Below are 19,101 nucleotides of genomic sequence, written 5' to 3'. Positions count from 1 at the left end.
TGAGAATGAACGAAAAAAAGATTGGGCGTTTGCAAATTATTTTATTAGGCCTGTTAAATGGGATTGCGCCGCTAGCCATGGATTTTTATTTGCCAGGATTACCGGCACTACAACATGATCTAGAGACATCGGCTTCGCTGGCACAAATCACGATGACGGCAACCCTCTTTGGCATTGCATTGGGCCAGGCGTTGATTGGTCCCTGGTCTGACCATATTGGGCGGCGGCGGCCGTTGATTGCGGGGATGTTGTTGTTCACGTTAAGTTCATTGGCAATCGTATTTGCACCAAATATTTGGTTGATGATTGCCTTGCGCTTTATTCAGGGGCTCTCTGGCTCGGCTGGCATCGTTTTGTCACTGGCCATCTTAACCGATGTGTTTAGTGGCCCAGCATTAACCAAAAATGTCACGATTAATCAAACAATTAATGGTGTCTTCCCGGTATTAGCACCAGTGCTCGGGGGAATCGTCGTTGGTCTGGCCGACTGGCAAATGACTTTTTGGGTACTAACGATTACTAGTTTTGGCTTATTATTAGGTGTGGTGTTTTTTTTGCCGGAAACGAGAAAACCACTGGTGGCCCAGCAGATAGTGAGGTCGACCGCGTCCCTGAAGCTGTTACAAAACCGTCATTTCACGCGGATGCTCATCGCACAGGCGGCGATTATGGCTACGCTGTTTACCTATATTGCTGGGTCAACCTTCGTCTTGGAGAAAAATTTTCAGCTATCAACGACCGCCTTTGGCATTATTTATGCATTAAATGGGGCTGGCATGGCGGTGATGACCTATATTAGTGGGCGCATTGCCCGGCATATCGGGGCCTATGCCACGCTGGGCTGGTTCATAAAAATCGCGATCGGCGGTGCGCTATTACTGGTTGGCACGTTGGCATTTTCACCCAATCTATGGCTGTTTGTTGGTACATTGATGCTAACCATCTCAGCTTTGGGTGGTACATTTGGTATGTCGATGGCTTTAGCATTGGCTGGCCAGCGTGAACATTCAGGCGCTGCATCAGCGCTGTTGGGTGTATCACGCTATTTAGTCGCTGGTATCATGGCGCCAGTGGTTGGTCTGTTTGGTGAAACAAGCTATGCACCAATGGCCATTCTAATGCTCGTCACTTTATTAGTGGCCTATCTGTTTTATCGGATGAGTAGATACGGAGAATAAAATGGAATACATTATTTCGGATACACATTTTAATCATGAAAAGATTCTATATTTTGATAAATCACGGGCAGCCAGTCTGCAAGCTTTAGGCATTGAGCCAACGGTGGCCAATATGGATACCTATCTTGAAACAACTTGGAACGACATTATCAAGCCCGATGATACGGTCTATTTTTTAGGTGACCTTGGTATGTTTCGTAAGAAGCAAGATTTCATCACGCAGTTGCAACGCTTACATGGTCATAAGGTATTTTTCAAAGGCAATCATGATCATAGTGATCAACTAAAGGCCGCTTTAAAAGAGGAAACGACTGGTCTGGTGGAGGTTGTGACAACAGCGAAAGCCCTTAAAATTAATGGCTATCAAGTCTGGTTAAGTCATTATGCGATTGATTTACCTTATCCAATTTTGTCAATCCATGGTCATATCCACGAAGCGGAGTACCAGCGTGCGGGGATGGTTAATTTGTCGTTGGACTCGGCCTTGATGCAGACGCGACGCTTCGGTGCCCCCATTTCATTTGATGAATTGACCCCAGTATTGGCAGAGCGCCAGGCGACGATTGAAGCAATCTACGCCGTTGAATCTGAAAATAAGCGTTTTGATCGTTCCATTGAACGTGCTTTTGGGGAGACGATTACGATCAATAAACCCACGCCTGAGCAACGCCATGAATTAGCCCTGTTAGTGGAGTATCTGAATGCAAATCAGTTGACTTATGCGGATGTCTTGGCTAAATTCGGTATTCCAAATGAACCACGCGTGCTAAGTGACACAGAAAAGATGACCGTGGCTTTAACCGGCTTTGAGTTCGAAAAGCAAACTGGTCAATCCGGTAATACCGGTGGCCAATGAGTTATTTAAATCAATTTAACCACAATAAACTTGCATTTGATTTTCTGAAGGTGTATGATATTTAAGTTGAATTGATCTGGACAGTTAGCTCAGTTGGTAGAGCAACGGACTCTTAATCCGTGGGTCCAGGGTTCGAGCCCCTGACTGTCCATCTATATTTACGATTAGGCGTATCCTCTGGATACGCTTTTTTTGTCACTGGAACGTCATTGAAAAATGTTAAAATGGAGATACAACAAATTTAAATGTACGGACTCTTTATTAAGTAAGCGATGATATTTAGAAATAAGGTGGACAATTGAATGGCAACAGTGAGCGAAGTGGGCGAGTTATTAATTCAAAAGCAACAAACGATTACTAGCGCGGAAAGTTTGACGGCGGGGTTATTTGCCAGCACATTAGCTGAAGTGAGTGGCATTTCAGCGGCCTTAAAAGGGGCCTTTGTGACCTATTCACCTGAGATGAAGGAGGCATTAATCGGGGTGCCCCATATTTTGATTCAACGCCATGGCGTCGTTTCAGCGCAAGTGGCTGAGGCTATGGCCCGTGGAGCCAAGTACCAAACCAAGGCTGACTGGGCGGTGAGTTTTACCGGGGTGGCCGGCCCTGATGAATTAGAGGGGCAACCGGCAGGGACGGTGTTCATTGCGATTATTGATGATCACGATGAGGTGCACATCGCCCAAGGACACTTCGCTGGCAATCGACAAGTGGTGCGCCAGCAGAGTGTCCAACAAGCCTTAGATGAACTGACTAATTTATTAAGTAAAAATTAGTTGGCAGGGGCTTTAAATTAGGTTATACTATAATAAATTAAGTTAGAACTAATGGGGATATAAAAATGGCATCCGGAAAAAATATTAATCCAAACAAGAAAATTGAAGGCAAGATCATTGATCCAAAGGATCGGCAAACAGCATTGGATGATGCTTTGAAGAAAATTGAAAAGTCTTTCGGTAAGGGGTCAATTATGCGAATGGGTGAGTCTCAATTTGCCAAAATTGAATCAACGCCAACTGGATCACTTAAATTGGATATTGCACTAGGTATTGGTGGCTATCCTAAGGGACGTATTATTGAAATTTATGGACCTGAATCTTCAGGTAAGACAACCTTGGCATTGCATGCAGTGGCTGAATCACAACGTAATGGTGGGATCGTGGCTTATATTGATGCGGAAAACGCTATGGACGTTGAATACGCCAAGGCGTTGGGTGTGAATGTAGATGAATTGTTGCTATCACAACCTGATACTGGTGAACAAGGCTTGGCCATTGCCGATGCTTTGATCACCTCAGGGGCAATTGATATGGTAGTTATCGATTCTGTTGCCGCTTTGACACCAAAAGCCGAAATCGACGGTGAAATTGGTGACTCAACGGTGGGCTTGCAAGCCCGTATGATGTCACAAGCTTTGCGTAAGATGTCAGGTGCGATCTTAAAGACTGGCACAACGACCATCTTCATTAACCAATTGCGTGAGAAGATCGGTATCATGTTTGGTAACCCTGAGACTACACCTGGTGGTCGTGCCTTGAAGTTCTATTCAACGGTTCGTTTAGACGTACGTCGTAAAGGTGGCATTGACGCTACCAAGGCCGATGGGGATGATATTAAGTCCGTGGGTAACTTGACGCGTATTAAGGTTGTTAAAAACAAGGTGGCTGCACCATTCCGTGAGATTGAAGTTGAAATCATGTTTGGTAAGGGCATTTCAAAGACCGGTGAAATGATCGATTTGGCTTCGGACAAGGACATCATTAATAAGTCTGGTTCGTGGTTCTCATATAATGGTGAAAAAATTGGTCAAGGTAAGGTTAATGTTATCCGTTGGCTTGAAGATCCTGAAAACCAAGCGATTTATGATGACATCTATAGCAAGGTTCGTGCAGCATACATCGGTACTAACGATGGCTCAAATGATGAGGTGGTTGCCGAAGCTGCCGCCGATGATATTGAATTAAACATTGAAGAATAATGACTAGCAGTAGCATGAACCACGAGTTTAATGCACGGCACTGACATTCAGGGTGCGAAGTAGCAGGCTTCTCTTGCCAGGCTGTGTAGTCGGTTAGTTCGTGCTACCGCTAACTAGAATCATGAAAGAAAGGAATTGGCCAAACGTCAATTCCTTTTCTATTTCCGTTTGACGGATCGCCTGGTTAAAGCATAAACTAATAGGTAGATAACTAGTGATGACTAAAAAATAGATTGAGGAATATCTATGTTTTTTAAATATTTACGTACCTGGTGGGTGCACCCTTTGCTTGTCTTTGTGGCTTTGCTACTGGATGGCTCAATTGCCTTCCAAGGCGCTGAAGTTTTGTATAAAATGCCCATGGCCGCCAGTCCTTACCTGGTGATTTTGGCGATAATTATGCCACTGCTTTCTGGGACCCAAGACCAGCTTTCAACTTGGAATATGTATGGCACGGCATTTATTGCCGGCCTGATTTACGATATCTACTACACGGGCTATGTGGGGGTCTCAATGATTGGCTTCCCGTTGATGGTGTGGTTAGCATCATCGATTCAACAATACTTTACAACCAGCTTTTTATGGGGCTTGAGTACCTGGTTCCTAACCTTGAGTGCCTATTTAATCTTTGATTATTTGGCTTTTGGGGTGATTAACGTGGCTGATATGAGTGGTGAGAATTTTATTTTGTTCCACATGTTCCCATCCCTAATTCTAAATATTATGCTCTATGTCATTTTCTTTAGCTTGTTGAATTGGCTATATAATGGGTCGCGGATCCCAGACATCGCCAGTTATGATGTGGCTAGTAAGCAATTGGATGGGCGAATGCCATTGCGCCGTCGTTCGCAACGTTAATCTTTCTAAATGATTATGCTTGCAGTATGTGGCTATATTTGGTACACTAATGTTTGGTTTTAAAACCACATTAACGATATTCCGCTGGTCGGATGACGTAAGAATGTCGGCTAGGAGATTTGATTATGCGTCAAAATGCATTATTGGAAAAGTTGACTGAGTCACAATTGCGTACGGATGTTCCTGACTTCCGCGCTGGAGATTCAGTACGTGTCTACGCTAAGATCGTCGAAGGTACCCGTGAACGTGTTCAATTGTTCGAAGGTGTTGTTATCAAGCGTCAAGGAGCTGGTATTCAAGCTACTTACACTGTTCGTAAGATTTCAAACGGTGTTGGTGTTGAACGTACGTTCCCATTACACTCACCACGTGTAGAAAAGATCGAAGTTACTCGTCATGGTCGTGTTCGTCGCGCTAAGTTGTTCTACTTGCGTGCCTTGCATGGTAAGGCTGCTCGTATCCGAGAAGCTCGTCGCGTTTAATTTCACAGGAAAGGCATCCAATTTGGGTGCCTTTTCTGTTTTCTAAAAAAGAAAATTGCATGTGAAAAACTATAACCAAAAAACCATATCGTATCAATTAGGGTTGTGGTACTATAAAATAATTGAAGTTACTTTGTAAGGAGGTAGGGGATGTGTTAGTTTCTCGTACACGCGACATCTTATTACGCATTGGCGTATTTATTATCGCTAGCGCTTTAATTGCGATTGCTTTGAATAATTTTTTAATCCCAAACAATATTTTTTCAGCGGGATTTAATGGTATTTCGCAACTCATCAGCCTCTTTCTTAAGACAGTTTTTGGAGTGAATGTGCAAGTTGGTTTCATTGCCTTTGCGTTCAATGTCCCCGTTGCGATTGTTGGTTGGTTTTGGGCTGGTAAGAATTTCACCATTTTAAGTTTCTTAAATAACTTTTTGGCGGCGTTCTTACAAGTCATGTTGCCTAAGACGACCTTGGTGTCACATGATCCAATTTTGGCCGCCTTGTTTGGGGGGATCCTGATTGGGGTGGCGATTGGAATCACCTTCAAACTTGGTTTTTCGACTGGTGGGATGGATATCGTCGCGATGGCCGTGCAGAAGCGGACGGGGCGGTCGATTGGTTTCATTAACCTTGCAATTAACGGGGTTGTGGTCCTATTAGCGGGTGCCTTTATTGGTTGGCAAAATGCGATGTACACAGTTATTGGTATTTATGCAACCTCAGTGACCGTGGATAAGATCTATACATCACATCAAAAGTTAACGGCGTTTATTGTGACTAAGCATACCGAAGATGTCGTGCGCATTTTGCAAAACGATTTGATTCGGGGCATCACGATTATTGATTCGCGGGGTGCTTACACACGTGAAGGTTCACAAACACTGATGATGGTTTTGTCACGTTACGAGATGAATGATATGCAACGGCTGACTAAGTCGGTTGATCCAGATGCATTTATCAATGTCGTGAATACGATTGAGACTTCTACCAATTTTTGGAATGAGGAATTACAATCACAAGTACGTAGTGAACGTTTGGCCGCCCAAGCGCAAATTAAAGCGGCTTTGGATGAATAGTCAATTATTTAATTGTGTGTCTGTTCACATAGTTAGACTTGTGGTAAACTAAGTAAAAAGTTTTTCCTCAAGGAGATAGATTATGCCATTTATTCACGTGGAACTAGTTGAAGGACGTTCAGAGGCTCAATTAAAGGCGATGATGTCTGACATTACTGACGCAGTCGAAAAGAACATTGGGGTTCCTCGTTCAGCCATCAAAGTGATGGTTAATGAGCTACATGCTGATCGTTTTATGGACGGTGGCACGTTGCGTTCAGAGAAGTAAACTCATAAAAAATTATTAAGCAAGGAATTTTTTAGTGAAATTCCTTGTTTTTTTATGCACTAAAATAATATCATTAGGATAGCAAGCCTGATTAGGAATAAAGGGGAACTCATGGAACAACAATATATTTTAGCGCTGGATCAGGGGACGACCAGCACACGAGCGATATTATTTGATCATGATGGTCATAAGGTGGCTACGGCACAAAAAGAATTGCCCCAGATTTTTAGGCAATCTGGTTGGATTGAACATGATGCTAATGTGATTTGGGAACATGCCCGCCAAGTGATGGCGGAAGTTGTAATCAATGCCAATATCAAGCCTTATAAAGTTGCCTCAATCGGTATTACCAATCAACGTGAAACTACGGTCTTGTGGAACCGTCGTACCGGTGAGCCAATTGCTGATGCAGTAGTCTGGCAATCAAAGCAATCAGATATTTTTGCGAATGCACTCAAAGAGCAAGGGCTGACCCAAAAGGTATACGACAAAACCGGCTTATGGATTGATTCGTACTTCTCAGCGACTAAAATTATGTGGTTGTTGGAGAATGTACCTGGGGCACGTGAGCTCGCAGCAGAGGGGGATTTGCTATTTGGGACGATTGATACGTGGCTCCTGTGGAAGTTAACCAATGGTGCGGTGCATGCTACCGATTATTCAAATGCCTCTCGGACGATGCTATTTAACATTCATGATTTGCAATGGGATGAAGAATTGTTAGCACTATTTGATATTCCAGCAAATATTTTGCCAGAAGTGCGTGACTCATCAGGTATCTTTGGGTATACGGCTGAATTTGTATTCTTTGGCCTCCAGGTACCGATTGCCGGCATTGCTGGGGATCAACAGGCAGCCTTATTTGGGCACCAGGCATTTAAAACTGGTGACGTCAAAAATACGTTTGGTACGGGTTCATTTATCGTGATGAATACTGGTGAGCAACCAGCTATTTCAACACATGGCTTGTTAACCACGATTGGCTATGGTCTAGATGGTAAGGTAACTTATGCCCTGGAAGGCTCTGTGTTTATCGCAGGAGCGGCGATTCAATGGTTGCGGGATGGCTTGCAACTCATTATAAATGCACAAGAAACGGCTGAGATGGCTGATCGGTCACGTGAAAACCACCCCAAGCGGGTTTACCTTGTTCCGGCGTTCACCGGATTAGGTGCCCCATACTGGGATCAAAATACGCGTGGTGCAATGTTTGGCCTAACGCGCGCGACTGGTCGGGAAGATATCGTGCGGGCCACGTTGGAATCGCTAGCCTACCAAACTAAGGATGTGCTGGACGCGATGATTTCTGATACCCAATTAGATATTTCAACCCTGGTCATTGATGGTGGGGCAGCTGCTAATGACTACCTACAACGTTTCCTAGCTGACCTAATTGCTACCCCAATTAGTCGACCAGACCAATTAGAAACAACTGCATTAGGGGTGGCTTACTTGGCTGGACTGGGAGTTGGCTACTGGGATTCAGTTGCGACCTTGCCAAATAGCGATGAAGTTACCGTAGAGTTACCGGATGAACAGCACGCTGAAGACATGCAAGTAGCCTACCAAGGCTGGCAAAAGGCTGTTGAAGCAGCACGTATGTTCCCATTAGATGTCGAATAGTATAACGATATTGTATATTTTAAGTTACATTTAGGTAACATGACAGACAAACCTGCAGTCAAATAGCTTGGTCTTAAGATATTAAGCTTGGCTTTCTCTACAAATTAAATTAAAAACGGCATAAATCCACGGATTTTATACGTTTGTCAAAAAGCAGTCAGTGGGCACACATTGACTGCTTTTTTTAAAGTCTTCTTATTTTTAACGCGAACATGTGTTCGCCATTGTATTGGCGAATTTAGGGTTATGATAGAAAGTAAGATGATCATAGGTTAAGTATAGTTTTAGGAAGGTATGAGATATGGCGCGAATTACTAATAAAAAAGCAATTGCCGGCGTAGCGGGAGCACTTGGGGTTGTCGCTACGACGCAACTTCCAGGCGTACAAGCAGCGATCGAAAAGGTTGCTGACACACAAAACGCAAATTTTGCTGTAGTATCCAAAGGAACGACCAAAACGGATATTAAAAAGAGTTCAGATAAAGACAACGGGGTGGTAAAAGCTTCAAAAGTTGTGGCAAAGGCTAAAGCCGCGCAAGCACGGGTTGCTGCAGCAGCCAAGACGGCTACGAAGACGAAGACCGCTACGTCAGATAAGCAATTGCATGTGAGTTCAAATGAAGATGGCCAATTAGTCGCAACGGTCTCATCAGAAAATGATACCTCATCAGAAAGCGCTGCGTCTTCTGATGCAGCCGCATTAACGCCAGCGCAATCAGCTGCTGTGGCCAGTGTCGCTGCGTCTACCGCGACACCTTCAGTTGACGGTCAGACCTATACAGTTGTCGATGGCGATACTTTTGGCAAGTTGGCTGATAAATTTGGCGTTGCTGTGACAGATATTCAAGCGGCTAACCCCAATGTGACCGCAACCTCACTGCAAATTGGTCAGACACTCATCATTCCAACGACGACTGCAGTTAGTGCAGCCACTACGGTAACAACGACTGCCGACGCTGCCTCATCAGAAGCAACTGTTATTTCTGATGTAGCAACCGTTGCAGCTGTCGATAGTAGTTCTGCAACGGCTACGATTAGTTCAGCTGCTGAGATTGAAACGGTTGCCAGCTCAGTTGTTGCTTCAAGTGAAGCGACGGTTGCCTCATCAGCAAGTAGCGTAGTTGCTAGTTCAACAGCCTCATCTGTAAGTAGTGCAGCCACTAGTTCAACGGCGTCATCAGCAAGCAGTGCAGTTGCTAGTTCAACGGCGTCATCAGCAAGCAGTGCAGCCGCTAGTTCAACGGCGTCATCTGTAAGTAGTGCAGTTGCTAGTTCATCAGCAAGTAGCTCAGCAGCCTCAGAATCAACCACAGTCGCTGGTATTTCTACCGCCCAACAAGCCACATTAGATGCCTTGAATGCCTTGCGTACTTCAATGGGCCTTGGTGAGGTGACCTGGGATGCTAGTTTGGCCACCCGGGCTCAAGCACGTGCCGATCAAATTGCGACCACTGGAGAAATTCCTAGTGACCACTGGAGTTGGGGCGCTGGTCCGGAAGTGATTGCGATCCAATGGGGCGCTGGCGAACCAGTAATTAATGCGTGGTATGTTGATGATGCCTCGGTTGGTATGCAAGGTTCACCATTGGGACATCGCCGGTGGTTGTTAAGTCCAGATACAACTAAGGTTGGGTTTGGGATTAACGGTAATATTATTGACGGTATTTCAAATGGAACCTCATTCTAATCATTAAGACATTAAAAGAGCTAATGAATGTTAAATTCATGAGCTCTTTTTGCGGTGATTTAGTTACTTTGTGCATCTAAGCGCGCGATTTGCTCATCAATTAATGCAAGCACCTTCGCTTGATTTTCAGGATCTTCCAAATCGTATTCTTGCAAGTCAATGCGCATTTTAGGAGAAGCATCGTAAGCGTTGAACCATTGCTTGTATGCTGACCACATCTTAAAGTAGTATGTCCGTAACTCATCGTTGTCATCGAATTGTTCATAATCACGGCCACGCTTTTTGATTCGGTAGAGAATCGTATCAAAATCAGCATCAGCAAAGACCATTAAATCAGGACGCTTCTTATCAGTTGCTTCTAATTCAGCCATCATGTTGTTTAGTAATGTCATATAAACATCTAATTCAGCATCTGAGATGTTACCTTCGCGATGATTTTCTTGCGTAAATAGGGCATCTTCATAAATTGAACGATCTAAAACGTTATTGTCATCAGCGAGTGCTTTTTTGATCATCGCAAAACGCTTATTTAAGAAATAAATTTGTAAAAGAAAACCGTATTGCTTTGGGTCAGCGTAGTACAGGGGTAATACAGGGTTTTCCCCGACTGGCTCAAAGAAGGCTTTAGTTCCTAAATGTTTTGCAATTAAATCTGTTAGAGTCGTCTTACCAACTCCAATCATTCCGGCTGTGATAATCACCATGGTCGTCCTTCTTCCGTTAGATTTGGATCTTAGAATTGAGTGTGTATCTAACAGTATGTTAGATAACAACAAGCTGATATCTATCTTAGCGGAATATTTTATGAAAAACAACGGGTTGACAAACGAAAAAAAACGCTGATATGCCGGGAATACCGGTTTATCAGCGTTTAGAAAAATAATACAAATATGTTACTAAAATTTAGCAACATAGTGAGAATTTAGAGCGCAATTACTTTGCTTCGTTCTTAGCCAATGTATCACGGATTTCCAACAAGACAGACAATTCTGTTTCAGCAACCACTTCAGCTTCTTCTTCTTTATCAGACTTCTTACGCAGGTTTTGTGCAGCATTGATCCCCTTGATCATCACGAACACGGCTAGTGATGTGAAGATGAATGTAATCAAAGTTGAGATGAATGATCCAATTTTGATTTGTGCAGATCCGACTTGCCAAACAATGTTAGCAAAAGAAACAGACTTGGTCACGATACCAATCAATGGCATCATCAAGTCATCAACAACTGATTTCACAACAGTTGTGAATGCAGCACCCATAATAAATGCAACGGCAAGGTCCATAACGTTACCACGGACGATAAAATCACGGAATTCTGAAATAAACTTTTTCATAATAAATACTCCCTTATGCTTTCTGTGATAAAGCTATTATATATTATTTGCGGTGAATTCATATCGAAAAAACGTTAAATTTGATAAAATATTAGATAATAGAGTAAATGGGGGCAACAAAATGACGTATAAGATGCTGGTTTCTGATTTAGATGAAACCTTATTGAACAATGATGGGACCATTCATGAAGCCAATGTTAAGGCAATCCGTGAGGCGGTGGCACATGGATTTAAGTTCGTACCAAACACAGGGCGTTCATATACTTCAGTGCAAGATCTGTTGACGACATTGGGGTTGCGTGATCAAGCTGGGCAATTTGTGATTTCATACAATGGTGGGGCCATTGTTGAGAACAAAGACAATCAAGTGTTATTGGCCCGCGCGATGGACTTAACCTTAGCGCAAAAAGTATTTGATGCTGGTTTGGTGAATGACCAAGTTGACGTGCACATTTATACCGTTGATACCTTGTTTATCTATAATATTTCACCATCTGATGAGCGTTATATGCATGAACGAGGGGTTTCATATGAAATCGTTGAGACGACTGATTTGGCGTTCTTGCAGACGCAAGCGCCCCTGATGAAAGTGATTTTTGAACATCCTGATACTGATGTCCAACATGCCATTCATGATGCTGTCTTGGCAGCAGTCGGTGACACGGCCGTCGAGGCAACATACTCATCAGGGCGCTATGTAGAATTTAATCCAAAGGGTGTCGATAAGGGTAACGCCGCGCTACTACTAGGGGAAAAATTAGGTATTGCCCGTGACGAAATCATGGCAATCGGTGATAATTCTAACGATATCAAGATGTTAGAGGCTGTCGGTCTAGGGGTTTCAGTTGCTAATGGTATCCCAGCGGTTAAAGCAGTGGCTGACCTGGTATTAGAGCGTACCAATAATGAAGGGGCGGTTGCTGAATTATTAAATACGTATGTGTTACATGAAGGAGCTGACCAGGCATGATTGCACGAGCGATGTCAATAAGTGCGAGCGTGGGGATCATTGTCATTTTTGTGATCTTGGCCTTCGTGTCGCAGTTTTTTAATTGGCCGACTTGGTTGACGATTGTGGCATTTATTGGCTTATTTGTTTTGGCCTCCATCGGGATGACGCTTTTGACCATCTATTTGCGACCAGACTCAAAAGAAGATGAGGATGTTGATGAATAATATAACTAAGCAATTTGATACCAAGTGGTTCACTGGCATCATCTTACTAATCATTGGCTTGGTTTTGGACTTAGTCATTCAGTTTTCCGGCCAATTCGCCATTGTCTTACCACAGAAATGGCTGCATGTGACGGCTAACTCACCAATTGTATTGAGTCTTGAAATTGGTGTCACGCTGTTAGTTACCTGGTTAGCAGTCAGTTTGTTCATGAAGCTGTTGCGTAAAGAAAATCCACGCATCGGGTTTCATAAACTTGATGGCCGTCGGTTGCAGTGGAGTCTGCGCGGTTATGGGCTCATTTTGTTAGGTAGTTTACTGACAGGTATTCTACAAACGCTGATCATGGGCAAAACAATCACCTCGAGTAACCAAGCTGAGCTAGAAAGTTTAGTTAAAAGTGGCTTTTCTGGGGCCATCTTTGTGATTCTATTGGCCGTCTTTGTGGCCCCCATCCTCGAAGAATTGATTTTCCGGGGTGTTGTGATTAATTTCTTTTTTACGCAGCGTAATTGGTGGGCTAACATCCTCTTATCAGGTGTGCTATTTGGGTATTTCCACGTGGTGTTCCAGGAATTCCAGTGGTTTGCTTTTATCCAATATAGTCTGATGGGGATGGCCTTGGCCATTGTTTATAAAAAAACCAAGCAGATTCAGTATGCCATGATCACACACTTTATCAACAATACTGTGGCAACATTATTGATTTTAGGCTTGCTGTTATTCAAGTAACTTTGAAGCTAAAATTAATAGACGAATGCATCTAAAAATGATATATTAATAGATGTTGTTGCCGCCGTGGCGGAACTGGCAGACGCGCACCGTTCAGGTCGGTGTGGGAGCAATCCCGTGCAGGTTCGATTCCTGTCGGCGGCATTCAGATACAATTTTCATATTTCCGTAGGAACCCTGTTATACCAGTCTAAACCCTTGGTATGACAGGGATTTTCTTTGTTTTGAAAGTCGTAATTTTTACTACTAAATACCATGATTTACCATCATTTTTACTACCATTTGCTACAAATTTTCCAATAAATTGAGTGACTTTTTCTGATAACGTGACATATGAAAGTCACGTAATTATTTTAAACATATGTATTCCGGTTGATATGATTAAAGCCGCATGGGCAAAAGATTCAAAAGGCCAATCAGTTCCAACACATTATGTTATTAACGGTAACACTATTACACAAGTGATTGATTTTGATGAAAACAACTTCTTCCCTATTATTGCTGACCCTAATTGGGTCAAATTGGGGAAGCACTGGTATAATAAAGTTGTGAACGTTGGTAAAGCGATTGATATTGCGACAATTGCGGCTGGTGTAGGATTTTCAGCAAAAAGCACCAGTGCAGTTTTGAAATATATTAAAGCGCATCGCGCAAATATTAACAGGGCTGTATACGGCAAAATTAAAGCAATGTTGGGAATATCAGCAGCATCTTGGGTAAGCACGGCGCTAGATATTGCTTCAACAATTTCAGGATACAGCATTGGTTCAGTGCTAGCAGAAGCACTCGATCGTCTGGATGGTAAAAATGATAATTACGTCTTTGCGTAAAGAAGGTATTTTTAATGAAAAATAAAAGTGTTTATGTGAATACAAATCTTCCATATATCTTTGCGGTAATTGTGCTAGGTGGACCAGTTGGTTGGATGGTGTTAGACATGTTTGATTCTGCACCAGCTCAACATCAAATCATTACGACGTTTATCAGCATTGTTGGTCTTTTCGCGGTTGGGTTCTTCTGGGGACGGTCTTCGCGAACAAATGAAATTCTAAAGTTATCGGAAGAAATTGATGAATTAGAGCAAAAGACTCGTTGATTGGATTAGTTATTAATATTGGAATGGCATTCTGTGAGTGTTCTTTCTATGTTAGAAGTACGGTAAACTTTTCTGCGATAGTAAATATCAAAAAGAATTTGCGCAAAAGGCCTTGGTATTTAACCATGGCCTTTTTTGATGACGTAACCGAATAAGTGCGATGATTTGACTTTAACATTCTGGGGAACTTTTTTGGGGACTTGGTGCTATTCTTTGTTTCGTTCAAAGGTCACCTAAATCGTACAAATTAGCAATTTGACAGCAGTACTACATATTCGCACTGTGTTTATACGCAAAAAGTCGGCTTTTTTTAATTATTTAGACTTATCAAAAGGATGTCCGCGTAAGCCATCTTTTCATCGCCAATAATGAGCCAATCATATTACCAGCGTAAAGGATTAAGGTTCCGGCAAGATAATTTTGACGACGAATCCGTGTGGCCACTTGATCGGCCAGTTCACGAATCATAATTTCTAAATCTCGCCGTCGTTGATGCAAAATTACGCAAAGAGAAACAACAATATAATTTACCCATTCATATTGGTGAAAATTGTTGGATTGGGGCAGGGACGGTGATTGTGCCTGGTGTCAGGATTGGGGATAACACTGTTATCGCAGCGGGTAGCGTCGTTACCAAGGATATACCTGACAATGTGGTAGCCTTTGGGGTTCCATGTAAAGTACAAAAAGAAATTACACCTGACATGAAAGATCATTATAAAGTGTTGTAATCCAACTCCTAGATGGGCAAATTGGACAAAACTTAGAGCTTAAAAGATATAAAAACGGGTTGAAGTAGATCAACATGCAGGAACTTGTCACTGTTGTCCTGTATCTGGTATTTTTATAAAAAGAAAAGAGCCAAGTAGCAACAGCTGCTTGGCTCTTAATCTAATATCTCAAGGATGCTTAAACGTTGTTTTTTCGATGCGGACAGCTGTACCATAAGCTGTGACCGAGTCACCGATACTTGCTGATGATGAATCAAAACGCATCATGATAACAGCATTAGCACCCAATGCCCGCGCTTCATCCTTTAAACGTCTGATAGCAGTATCACGGGCAGCATGTTGTAATTTAGTATATCCTTTGATTTCCCCACCAACAATCGTTTTAAAGGACTGCCCAATAGTTGAAAAAACATTACGCGACCGCGTTGTCAGGCCAAATACTTCGCCATAAGTCTCTGTCACATGATAGCCGGCAACATTTTCAGTCGTAGTGATTAAAATTTCTTGCATGATTACGCCCCTTATAGCTTTTAACGTGAGTCCCATCTGCACGTAAAATACGCATTAAAAAATGACTTATTTAGTAAGTTCAATGCCTTTGCCCAAGAGATTGTCGATACATTCAGCATAATAATCATCATTATGCTCAGGATAAATCGGTGTGGTTAGCGCGACGATAGCTAACGTAGAGTAGGCTGGTGTTTTGGTGCCGCGGTAGAGTGGATTAAACCAATTTTGGTTAGGAACATAGCCCCGAGCAAGCATTTCTTGCATCACTAATTCATGGTATTGAAATAGTTTGTATGGTGAATATTTAAAAACATAGTCGACAGTTGCGTGTTTTTTACCCCAGCCACCACCACGAAGAGCGCAACATTCGCGATGTTGCCCTAAGAGTTGTTGGCGGGGTAGTTGCTTAATTAATTTCTCGTGCCATAATCGCATTTTATGGGCCTTCCTTGTAACCTTGTTTGGTCAGATGATCTTGAAAAAAGGGAATTTGTTAGCGCACTTTTTACAAATTGATAATAATTTTTCCGCGTGCGTGATGTGATTCGATGCGCGCATGGGCTGCTTGAATGCCACTAGTGGTCAGCGGGTATTGTGAATCAATGATTATTTTTAACTGATCATTTGCGATATAATCTGCCAATTGTTGTAGGTCTTGACCGTTTGGTTGTAGCCAGCCAGTGGCAATTATTTTAGCTTCATTTTGTGCCCGTTGGGTTTGTTCCGGTGAAAGACTGGCAGAAATAGTAATTAAGCGCCCACCCGACGATAAAATATCCATACCACCATCGATATCACCAATCGTATCTAAGACAGCATCATAGTCTGATAGGGTATCTTGGATGGCATGCTTATGATAATCAATAGCAATATCAGCACCCAATTGTTGCACTAAGGCAATATTGGATCCACTGACAGTGGTGGCGACTTGCGCTCCCATTAATTTTGCTAGTTGGATAGCAAAAATACCAACACCACCAGCACCAGCCTGAATTAAGACCTTTTTACCCGGGCCAATTTGTAATGCCCGTAACATTTGGAGGGCGGTCTCACCAGCTAAAGGAACGGCGGCGGCTTCAGAATCTGTTAAATTATCAGGTATCTTAGCCAATTGGTTGGTATCAACGGCCATGAATTCGGCGTAAGATCCGAAGCGACCAGTCACATCATTTGCAGGACGAGCAAAGACACGTTGACCAATTGAAAAATCGGTGACATTTTTTCCTATTGCGATGATTTCTCCTGCAACGTCCCAACCAAGGACCACTGGAAATTGCCATTGAAACCTACCACTAAGCAATCCTTGCCGGGCTTTGTAGTCGATCGGATTGACACTCGTCGCAGAGATAGCCACGAGGACTTGATCATCATTGATCGATGGTGCTGGATAATCTGATACAACCTGTAGCTCTGTTTTGTCTCCAAAATTTTTAATGATAGCAGCTTTCATTACGCTTATTCCTTTTCTTATGAACATTGTGTCACCACAATCAATGTCTTGTTATTTGTATAAAATTTGTTGTCCGTCGGTTATAAATTGCGGGATCAACTGTTATCTATATTGTAGTTTAGTTTTATATGTTTGAGCAGCCTGACTGTCTTTTTTAAAGAAAACAAAGATAAGGGGGAAAATAAAGCTTAATTAAGGATGCTGTCAAACATAATTAAGCGGTGTTAGTTTGATGATAATGCGAACAAAAACCCCTGATCGCACTGCAAAATAGGCGGCGCGATCAGGGGTTTTTGTTGATTTCGTGTTAGAGGTTAGTAAACTTGTTCATAAATTACTTTCACGGCGGCATCCACTTGATCAGCAGGCAAACCAAGCATCACGCTAATCCGTGAAGCTCCTTGGTTGACCATCGAAATATTGATGCCAGCTTCAGTGAGCGGTTCGATGATGTTAGCGACGGCACCGTGCATTTCTTGCATCCCCTCACCAACGACCATGATCAAGGCGTAATCGGTATGCCATTCTAAAATATCGGGCTGGATTTCTGTGCGAATGTCAGCAATCATGGCTTCAAATTGGGCACGTGAAGTGAGTGACTTATCGAAAATAATCGATAAATCATCAATTCCGGTCGGCATATGCTCATATGAGATGCCATGTCGATACAAGATATCTAACAGGCGTCGGGTGAAGCCAATTTCCTTATTGAGCAAGTAGCGGTGTAGATACAACGTTGCAAACCGATCGTCGCTGGCAATCCCCGTAATGGCGTGGGTCGTCGCAATTTCATTTTCGGGCACAATGAGGGTGCCCGGTGCTGCTGGTTCGTTGGTGTTACGGACGTTGATTGGGATGCCCGCCTTAATAACCGGGACAATTGCCTCATCGCTGAAAACGGCAAAACCCGCGTAGGCCAGTTCACGCATTTCACGATACGTCATTTTCGCGATGGGGGCAGGATTGGCCACGATTTTTGGACTGACAGCATAGATTGAAGACACGTCTGTGAAATTTTCGTAGACAGTAGCCTTCAACCCACGTGCCAAAATGGCCCCCGTAATGTCTGAACCACCACGTTTAAAGGTATTCATGTAACCATGTTCGTCGTAGGCAAAGAAGCCGGGGACCACGATGATTTCATCACTGGCCAGTGTAAACCAAGCCATTTTTTGGTAACTGATTTCAGCTAGCGTGGCGGCACGGGGGGCACCCGTTGTCTGCATACCAAGTTCTTTGGGTGATACAAAACGAGCATTATGGCCAGTTGCCTGTAAAATAAATGCGATTAGTTGGGCATTCAATAGTTCACCGTGCCCAGCAAAAGCGGCGTAGAGGTAATCAAACGAAGGGTAGTGCTGTTTGGCCAAATGCTGTAATTGCTCAATAATTTTGGGCATGATGGCAGTACTATCGACGTGGAAATAGGTCGCAATTGCTTGATAACGCGCTGCAATTTCAGCCACGATGGCTTGCGTATCATCGCCGTTGATGGCAGCTTGCGCGTATTGCAACAATAGATCAGTGACTTTGGTGTCGCCGGAAAAACGCTTGCCGGGAGCTGATACAGTCACTACTTGGCGGGTTGCATCAGCATCAATGATGGCGATAACTTTCTCTAATTGGGGGCCATCAGCTAGTGAAGTTCCCCCAAATTTAATAACTTTCATGTGCTTAAGTCCTTTTGGGAATGTATTGAAGTCTATTTAAGAGTAAGAAAATTAAAATGTCAAGATTGACACTCATTTTAATGCGTGTTATTCTCATTACAACTTAATGTTTGATAGAGGTCGCGAAAGACAAGAGTAAGTTCATGGAACCATGCCAATGGTGTTGAAATGAAGTGAAAGGGGATTTTGCCGAAATTGATTTGTGTGGCAGCAAATTAATTGGGCCGTTAATGAATAGTTAACGGACTGTCGCTGTAACCCAGCGGAGTGCTATCGGATGGTCCACGTTAACGATTTTTTATGCGTTCATGAGGCTGTGCGGCAGTGCACACTCATGGACGTTTTTTTGTACCCTGAGCGTGCACGTGCTTCTTCAAACAAAAAATAATGAATG

The 19,101-nt window shown here is 43.0% G+C and carries 23 protein-coding genes, 2 tRNA genes and 1 riboswitch; of the genes, 18 read left to right on the top strand and 7 right to left on the bottom strand.

Annotated features, from left to right (window positions below; translation table 11 throughout):
* Positions 1-5 precede the first annotated feature (5 nt).
* The 11 genes from WSWS_RS04390 (at position 6) to WSWS_RS04340 (ending at position 10,009) form a co-directional block, all read left to right on the top strand.
* Positions 6-1,178 carry a multidrug effflux MFS transporter gene (locus WSWS_RS04390; protein ID WP_070230142.1) on the top strand — a complete coding sequence of 391 codons (1,173 nt, stop codon included), beginning with the start codon at positions 6-8 and terminating at the stop codon, positions 1,176-1,178.
* A 1-nt stretch (position 1,179) separates the two neighbouring features.
* Complete coding sequence (locus tag WSWS_RS04385) at positions 1,180-2,034, top strand: metallophosphoesterase family protein (RefSeq protein WP_070230141.1); 855 nt, start codon at positions 1,180-1,182, stop codon at positions 2,032-2,034.
* Positions 2,035-2,112: 78 nt separating this feature from the next.
* Positions 2,113-2,185, top strand: a tRNA-Lys gene (locus WSWS_RS04380).
* A 151-nt stretch (positions 2,186-2,336) separates the two neighbouring features.
* On the top strand, positions 2,337-2,810 hold the full coding sequence (locus tag WSWS_RS04375) for a nicotinamide-nucleotide amidohydrolase family protein (RefSeq protein WP_070230140.1): 474 nt from the start codon (positions 2,337-2,339) through the stop codon (positions 2,808-2,810).
* Between the two features lie 65 nt (positions 2,811-2,875).
* Positions 2,876-4,012, top strand: coding sequence for a recombinase RecA (recA, locus tag WSWS_RS04370; protein WP_070230139.1), 1,137 nt, complete (start codon positions 2,876-2,878; stop codon positions 4,010-4,012).
* 246 nt (positions 4,013-4,258) lie between these two features.
* Positions 4,259-4,870 carry a rod shape-determining protein MreD gene (gene mreD / locus WSWS_RS04365; RefSeq protein WP_070230138.1) on the top strand — a complete coding sequence of 204 codons (612 nt, stop codon included), beginning with the start codon at positions 4,259-4,261 and terminating at the stop codon, positions 4,868-4,870.
* A 125-nt stretch (positions 4,871-4,995) separates the two neighbouring features.
* Positions 4,996-5,352: a 50S ribosomal protein L19 gene (rplS, locus tag WSWS_RS04360; protein WP_070230137.1), complete on the top strand. Its 357-nt coding sequence runs from the start codon at positions 4,996-4,998 to the stop codon at positions 5,350-5,352.
* Between the two features lie 152 nt (positions 5,353-5,504).
* Positions 5,505-6,431 (top strand): YitT family protein, encoded by a 927-nt coding sequence (locus tag WSWS_RS04355; RefSeq protein ID WP_070230136.1) that lies wholly within the window; start codon positions 5,505-5,507, stop codon positions 6,429-6,431.
* A gap of 82 nt (positions 6,432-6,513) precedes the next feature.
* On the top strand, positions 6,514-6,699 hold the full coding sequence (locus WSWS_RS04350; protein WP_070230135.1) for a 2-hydroxymuconate tautomerase: 186 nt from the start codon (positions 6,514-6,516) through the stop codon (positions 6,697-6,699).
* Between the two features lie 111 nt (positions 6,700-6,810).
* Positions 6,811-8,322: a glycerol kinase GlpK gene (gene glpK, locus WSWS_RS04345; protein WP_070230134.1), complete on the top strand. Its 1,512-nt coding sequence runs from the start codon at positions 6,811-6,813 to the stop codon at positions 8,320-8,322.
* Between the two features lie 301 nt (positions 8,323-8,623).
* Positions 8,624-10,009 (top strand): CAP domain-containing protein, encoded by a 1,386-nt coding sequence (locus WSWS_RS04340; RefSeq protein WP_070230133.1) that lies wholly within the window; start codon positions 8,624-8,626, stop codon positions 10,007-10,009.
* A 59-nt stretch (positions 10,010-10,068) separates the two neighbouring features.
* Here the strand turns inward: WSWS_RS04340 and WSWS_RS04335 are convergent, their stop codons facing one another.
* Both WSWS_RS04335 and mscL read right to left on the bottom strand, forming a co-directional pair.
* Positions 10,069-10,713 carry a deoxynucleoside kinase gene (locus tag WSWS_RS04335; RefSeq protein ID WP_070230132.1) on the bottom strand — a complete coding sequence of 215 codons (645 nt, stop codon included), beginning with the start codon at positions 10,711-10,713 and terminating at the stop codon, positions 10,069-10,071.
* Between the two features lie 229 nt (positions 10,714-10,942).
* On the bottom strand, positions 10,943-11,344 hold the full coding sequence (gene mscL, locus WSWS_RS04330; RefSeq protein ID WP_070230131.1) for a large conductance mechanosensitive channel protein MscL: 402 nt from the start codon (positions 11,342-11,344) through the stop codon (positions 10,943-10,945).
* Positions 11,345-11,465: 121 nt separating this feature from the next.
* Between mscL and WSWS_RS04325 the strand changes: the two genes are divergently transcribed.
* From WSWS_RS04325 to WSWS_RS04300, 6 genes are all read left to right on the top strand, one after another.
* On the top strand, positions 11,466-12,314 hold the full coding sequence (locus WSWS_RS04325; RefSeq protein WP_070230130.1) for a Cof-type HAD-IIB family hydrolase: 849 nt from the start codon (positions 11,466-11,468) through the stop codon (positions 12,312-12,314).
* On the top strand, positions 12,311-12,520 hold the full coding sequence (locus tag WSWS_RS04320; RefSeq protein WP_070230129.1) for a hypothetical protein: 210 nt from the start codon (positions 12,311-12,313) through the stop codon (positions 12,518-12,520). Before WSWS_RS04325 ends, WSWS_RS04320 begins: the two co-directional genes overlap by 4 nt.
* Positions 12,513-13,250: a CPBP family intramembrane glutamic endopeptidase gene (locus WSWS_RS04315; protein WP_070230128.1), complete on the top strand. Its 738-nt coding sequence runs from the start codon at positions 12,513-12,515 to the stop codon at positions 13,248-13,250. The genes WSWS_RS04320 and WSWS_RS04315 overlap by 8 nt, the downstream gene beginning before the upstream one ends.
* A 60-nt stretch (positions 13,251-13,310) precedes the next feature.
* A tRNA-Leu gene (locus tag WSWS_RS04310) sits at positions 13,311-13,394 on the top strand.
* A 233-nt stretch (positions 13,395-13,627) separates the two neighbouring features.
* Entirely contained in the window at positions 13,628-14,080 is a 453-nt protein-coding gene (locus WSWS_RS04305; protein ID WP_114981111.1) for a hypothetical protein, read from the top strand.
* A 14-nt stretch (positions 14,081-14,094) separates the two neighbouring features.
* Entirely contained in the window at positions 14,095-14,346 is a 252-nt protein-coding gene (locus WSWS_RS04300) for a hypothetical protein (RefSeq protein ID WP_070230127.1), read from the top strand.
* Between the two features lie 327 nt (positions 14,347-14,673).
* Here WSWS_RS04300 and WSWS_RS08165 read toward each other — a convergent pair whose 3' ends face one another.
* Positions 14,674-14,814 (bottom strand): hypothetical protein, encoded by a 141-nt coding sequence (locus tag WSWS_RS08165; RefSeq protein WP_164699431.1) that lies wholly within the window; start codon positions 14,812-14,814, stop codon positions 14,674-14,676.
* Positions 14,815-14,918: 104 nt separating this feature from the next.
* Between WSWS_RS08165 and WSWS_RS04295 the strand changes: the two genes are divergently transcribed.
* On the top strand, positions 14,919-15,077 hold the full coding sequence (locus tag WSWS_RS04295) for an LbetaH domain-containing protein (RefSeq protein WP_418382523.1): 159 nt from the start codon (positions 14,919-14,921) through the stop codon (positions 15,075-15,077).
* A gap of 168 nt (positions 15,078-15,245) precedes the next feature.
* On the opposite strand, the gene WSWS_RS04290 is transcribed toward WSWS_RS04295, so the two are convergent.
* From WSWS_RS04290 to WSWS_RS04275, 4 genes are all read right to left on the bottom strand, one after another.
* On the bottom strand, positions 15,246-15,587 hold the full coding sequence (locus tag WSWS_RS04290) for a heavy metal-binding domain-containing protein (protein ID WP_070230126.1): 342 nt from the start codon (positions 15,585-15,587) through the stop codon (positions 15,246-15,248).
* Positions 15,588-15,653: 66 nt separating this feature from the next.
* Positions 15,654-16,022 (bottom strand): TIGR02328 family protein, encoded by a 369-nt coding sequence (locus WSWS_RS04285; RefSeq protein ID WP_070230125.1) that lies wholly within the window; start codon positions 16,020-16,022, stop codon positions 15,654-15,656.
* A 70-nt stretch (positions 16,023-16,092) separates the two neighbouring features.
* Positions 16,093-17,037: an NADP-dependent oxidoreductase gene (locus WSWS_RS04280; protein ID WP_070230124.1), complete on the bottom strand. Its 945-nt coding sequence runs from the start codon at positions 17,035-17,037 to the stop codon at positions 16,093-16,095.
* Positions 17,038-17,351: 314 nt separating this feature from the next.
* Complete coding sequence (locus WSWS_RS04275) at positions 17,352-18,707, bottom strand: aspartate kinase (RefSeq protein WP_070230123.1); 1,356 nt, start codon at positions 18,705-18,707, stop codon at positions 17,352-17,354.
* A gap of 106 nt (positions 18,708-18,813) precedes the next feature.
* A riboswitch (Lysine riboswitch) is annotated at positions 18,814-18,988 on the top strand.
* Positions 18,989-19,101: the final 113 nt, after the last annotated feature.

Source organism: Weissella soli (genome assembly GCF_001761545.1).
GTDB lineage: Bacteria > Bacillota > Bacilli > Lactobacillales > Lactobacillaceae > Weissella > Weissella soli.
This window is presented reverse-complemented; position numbering and strand designations above follow the sequence as displayed.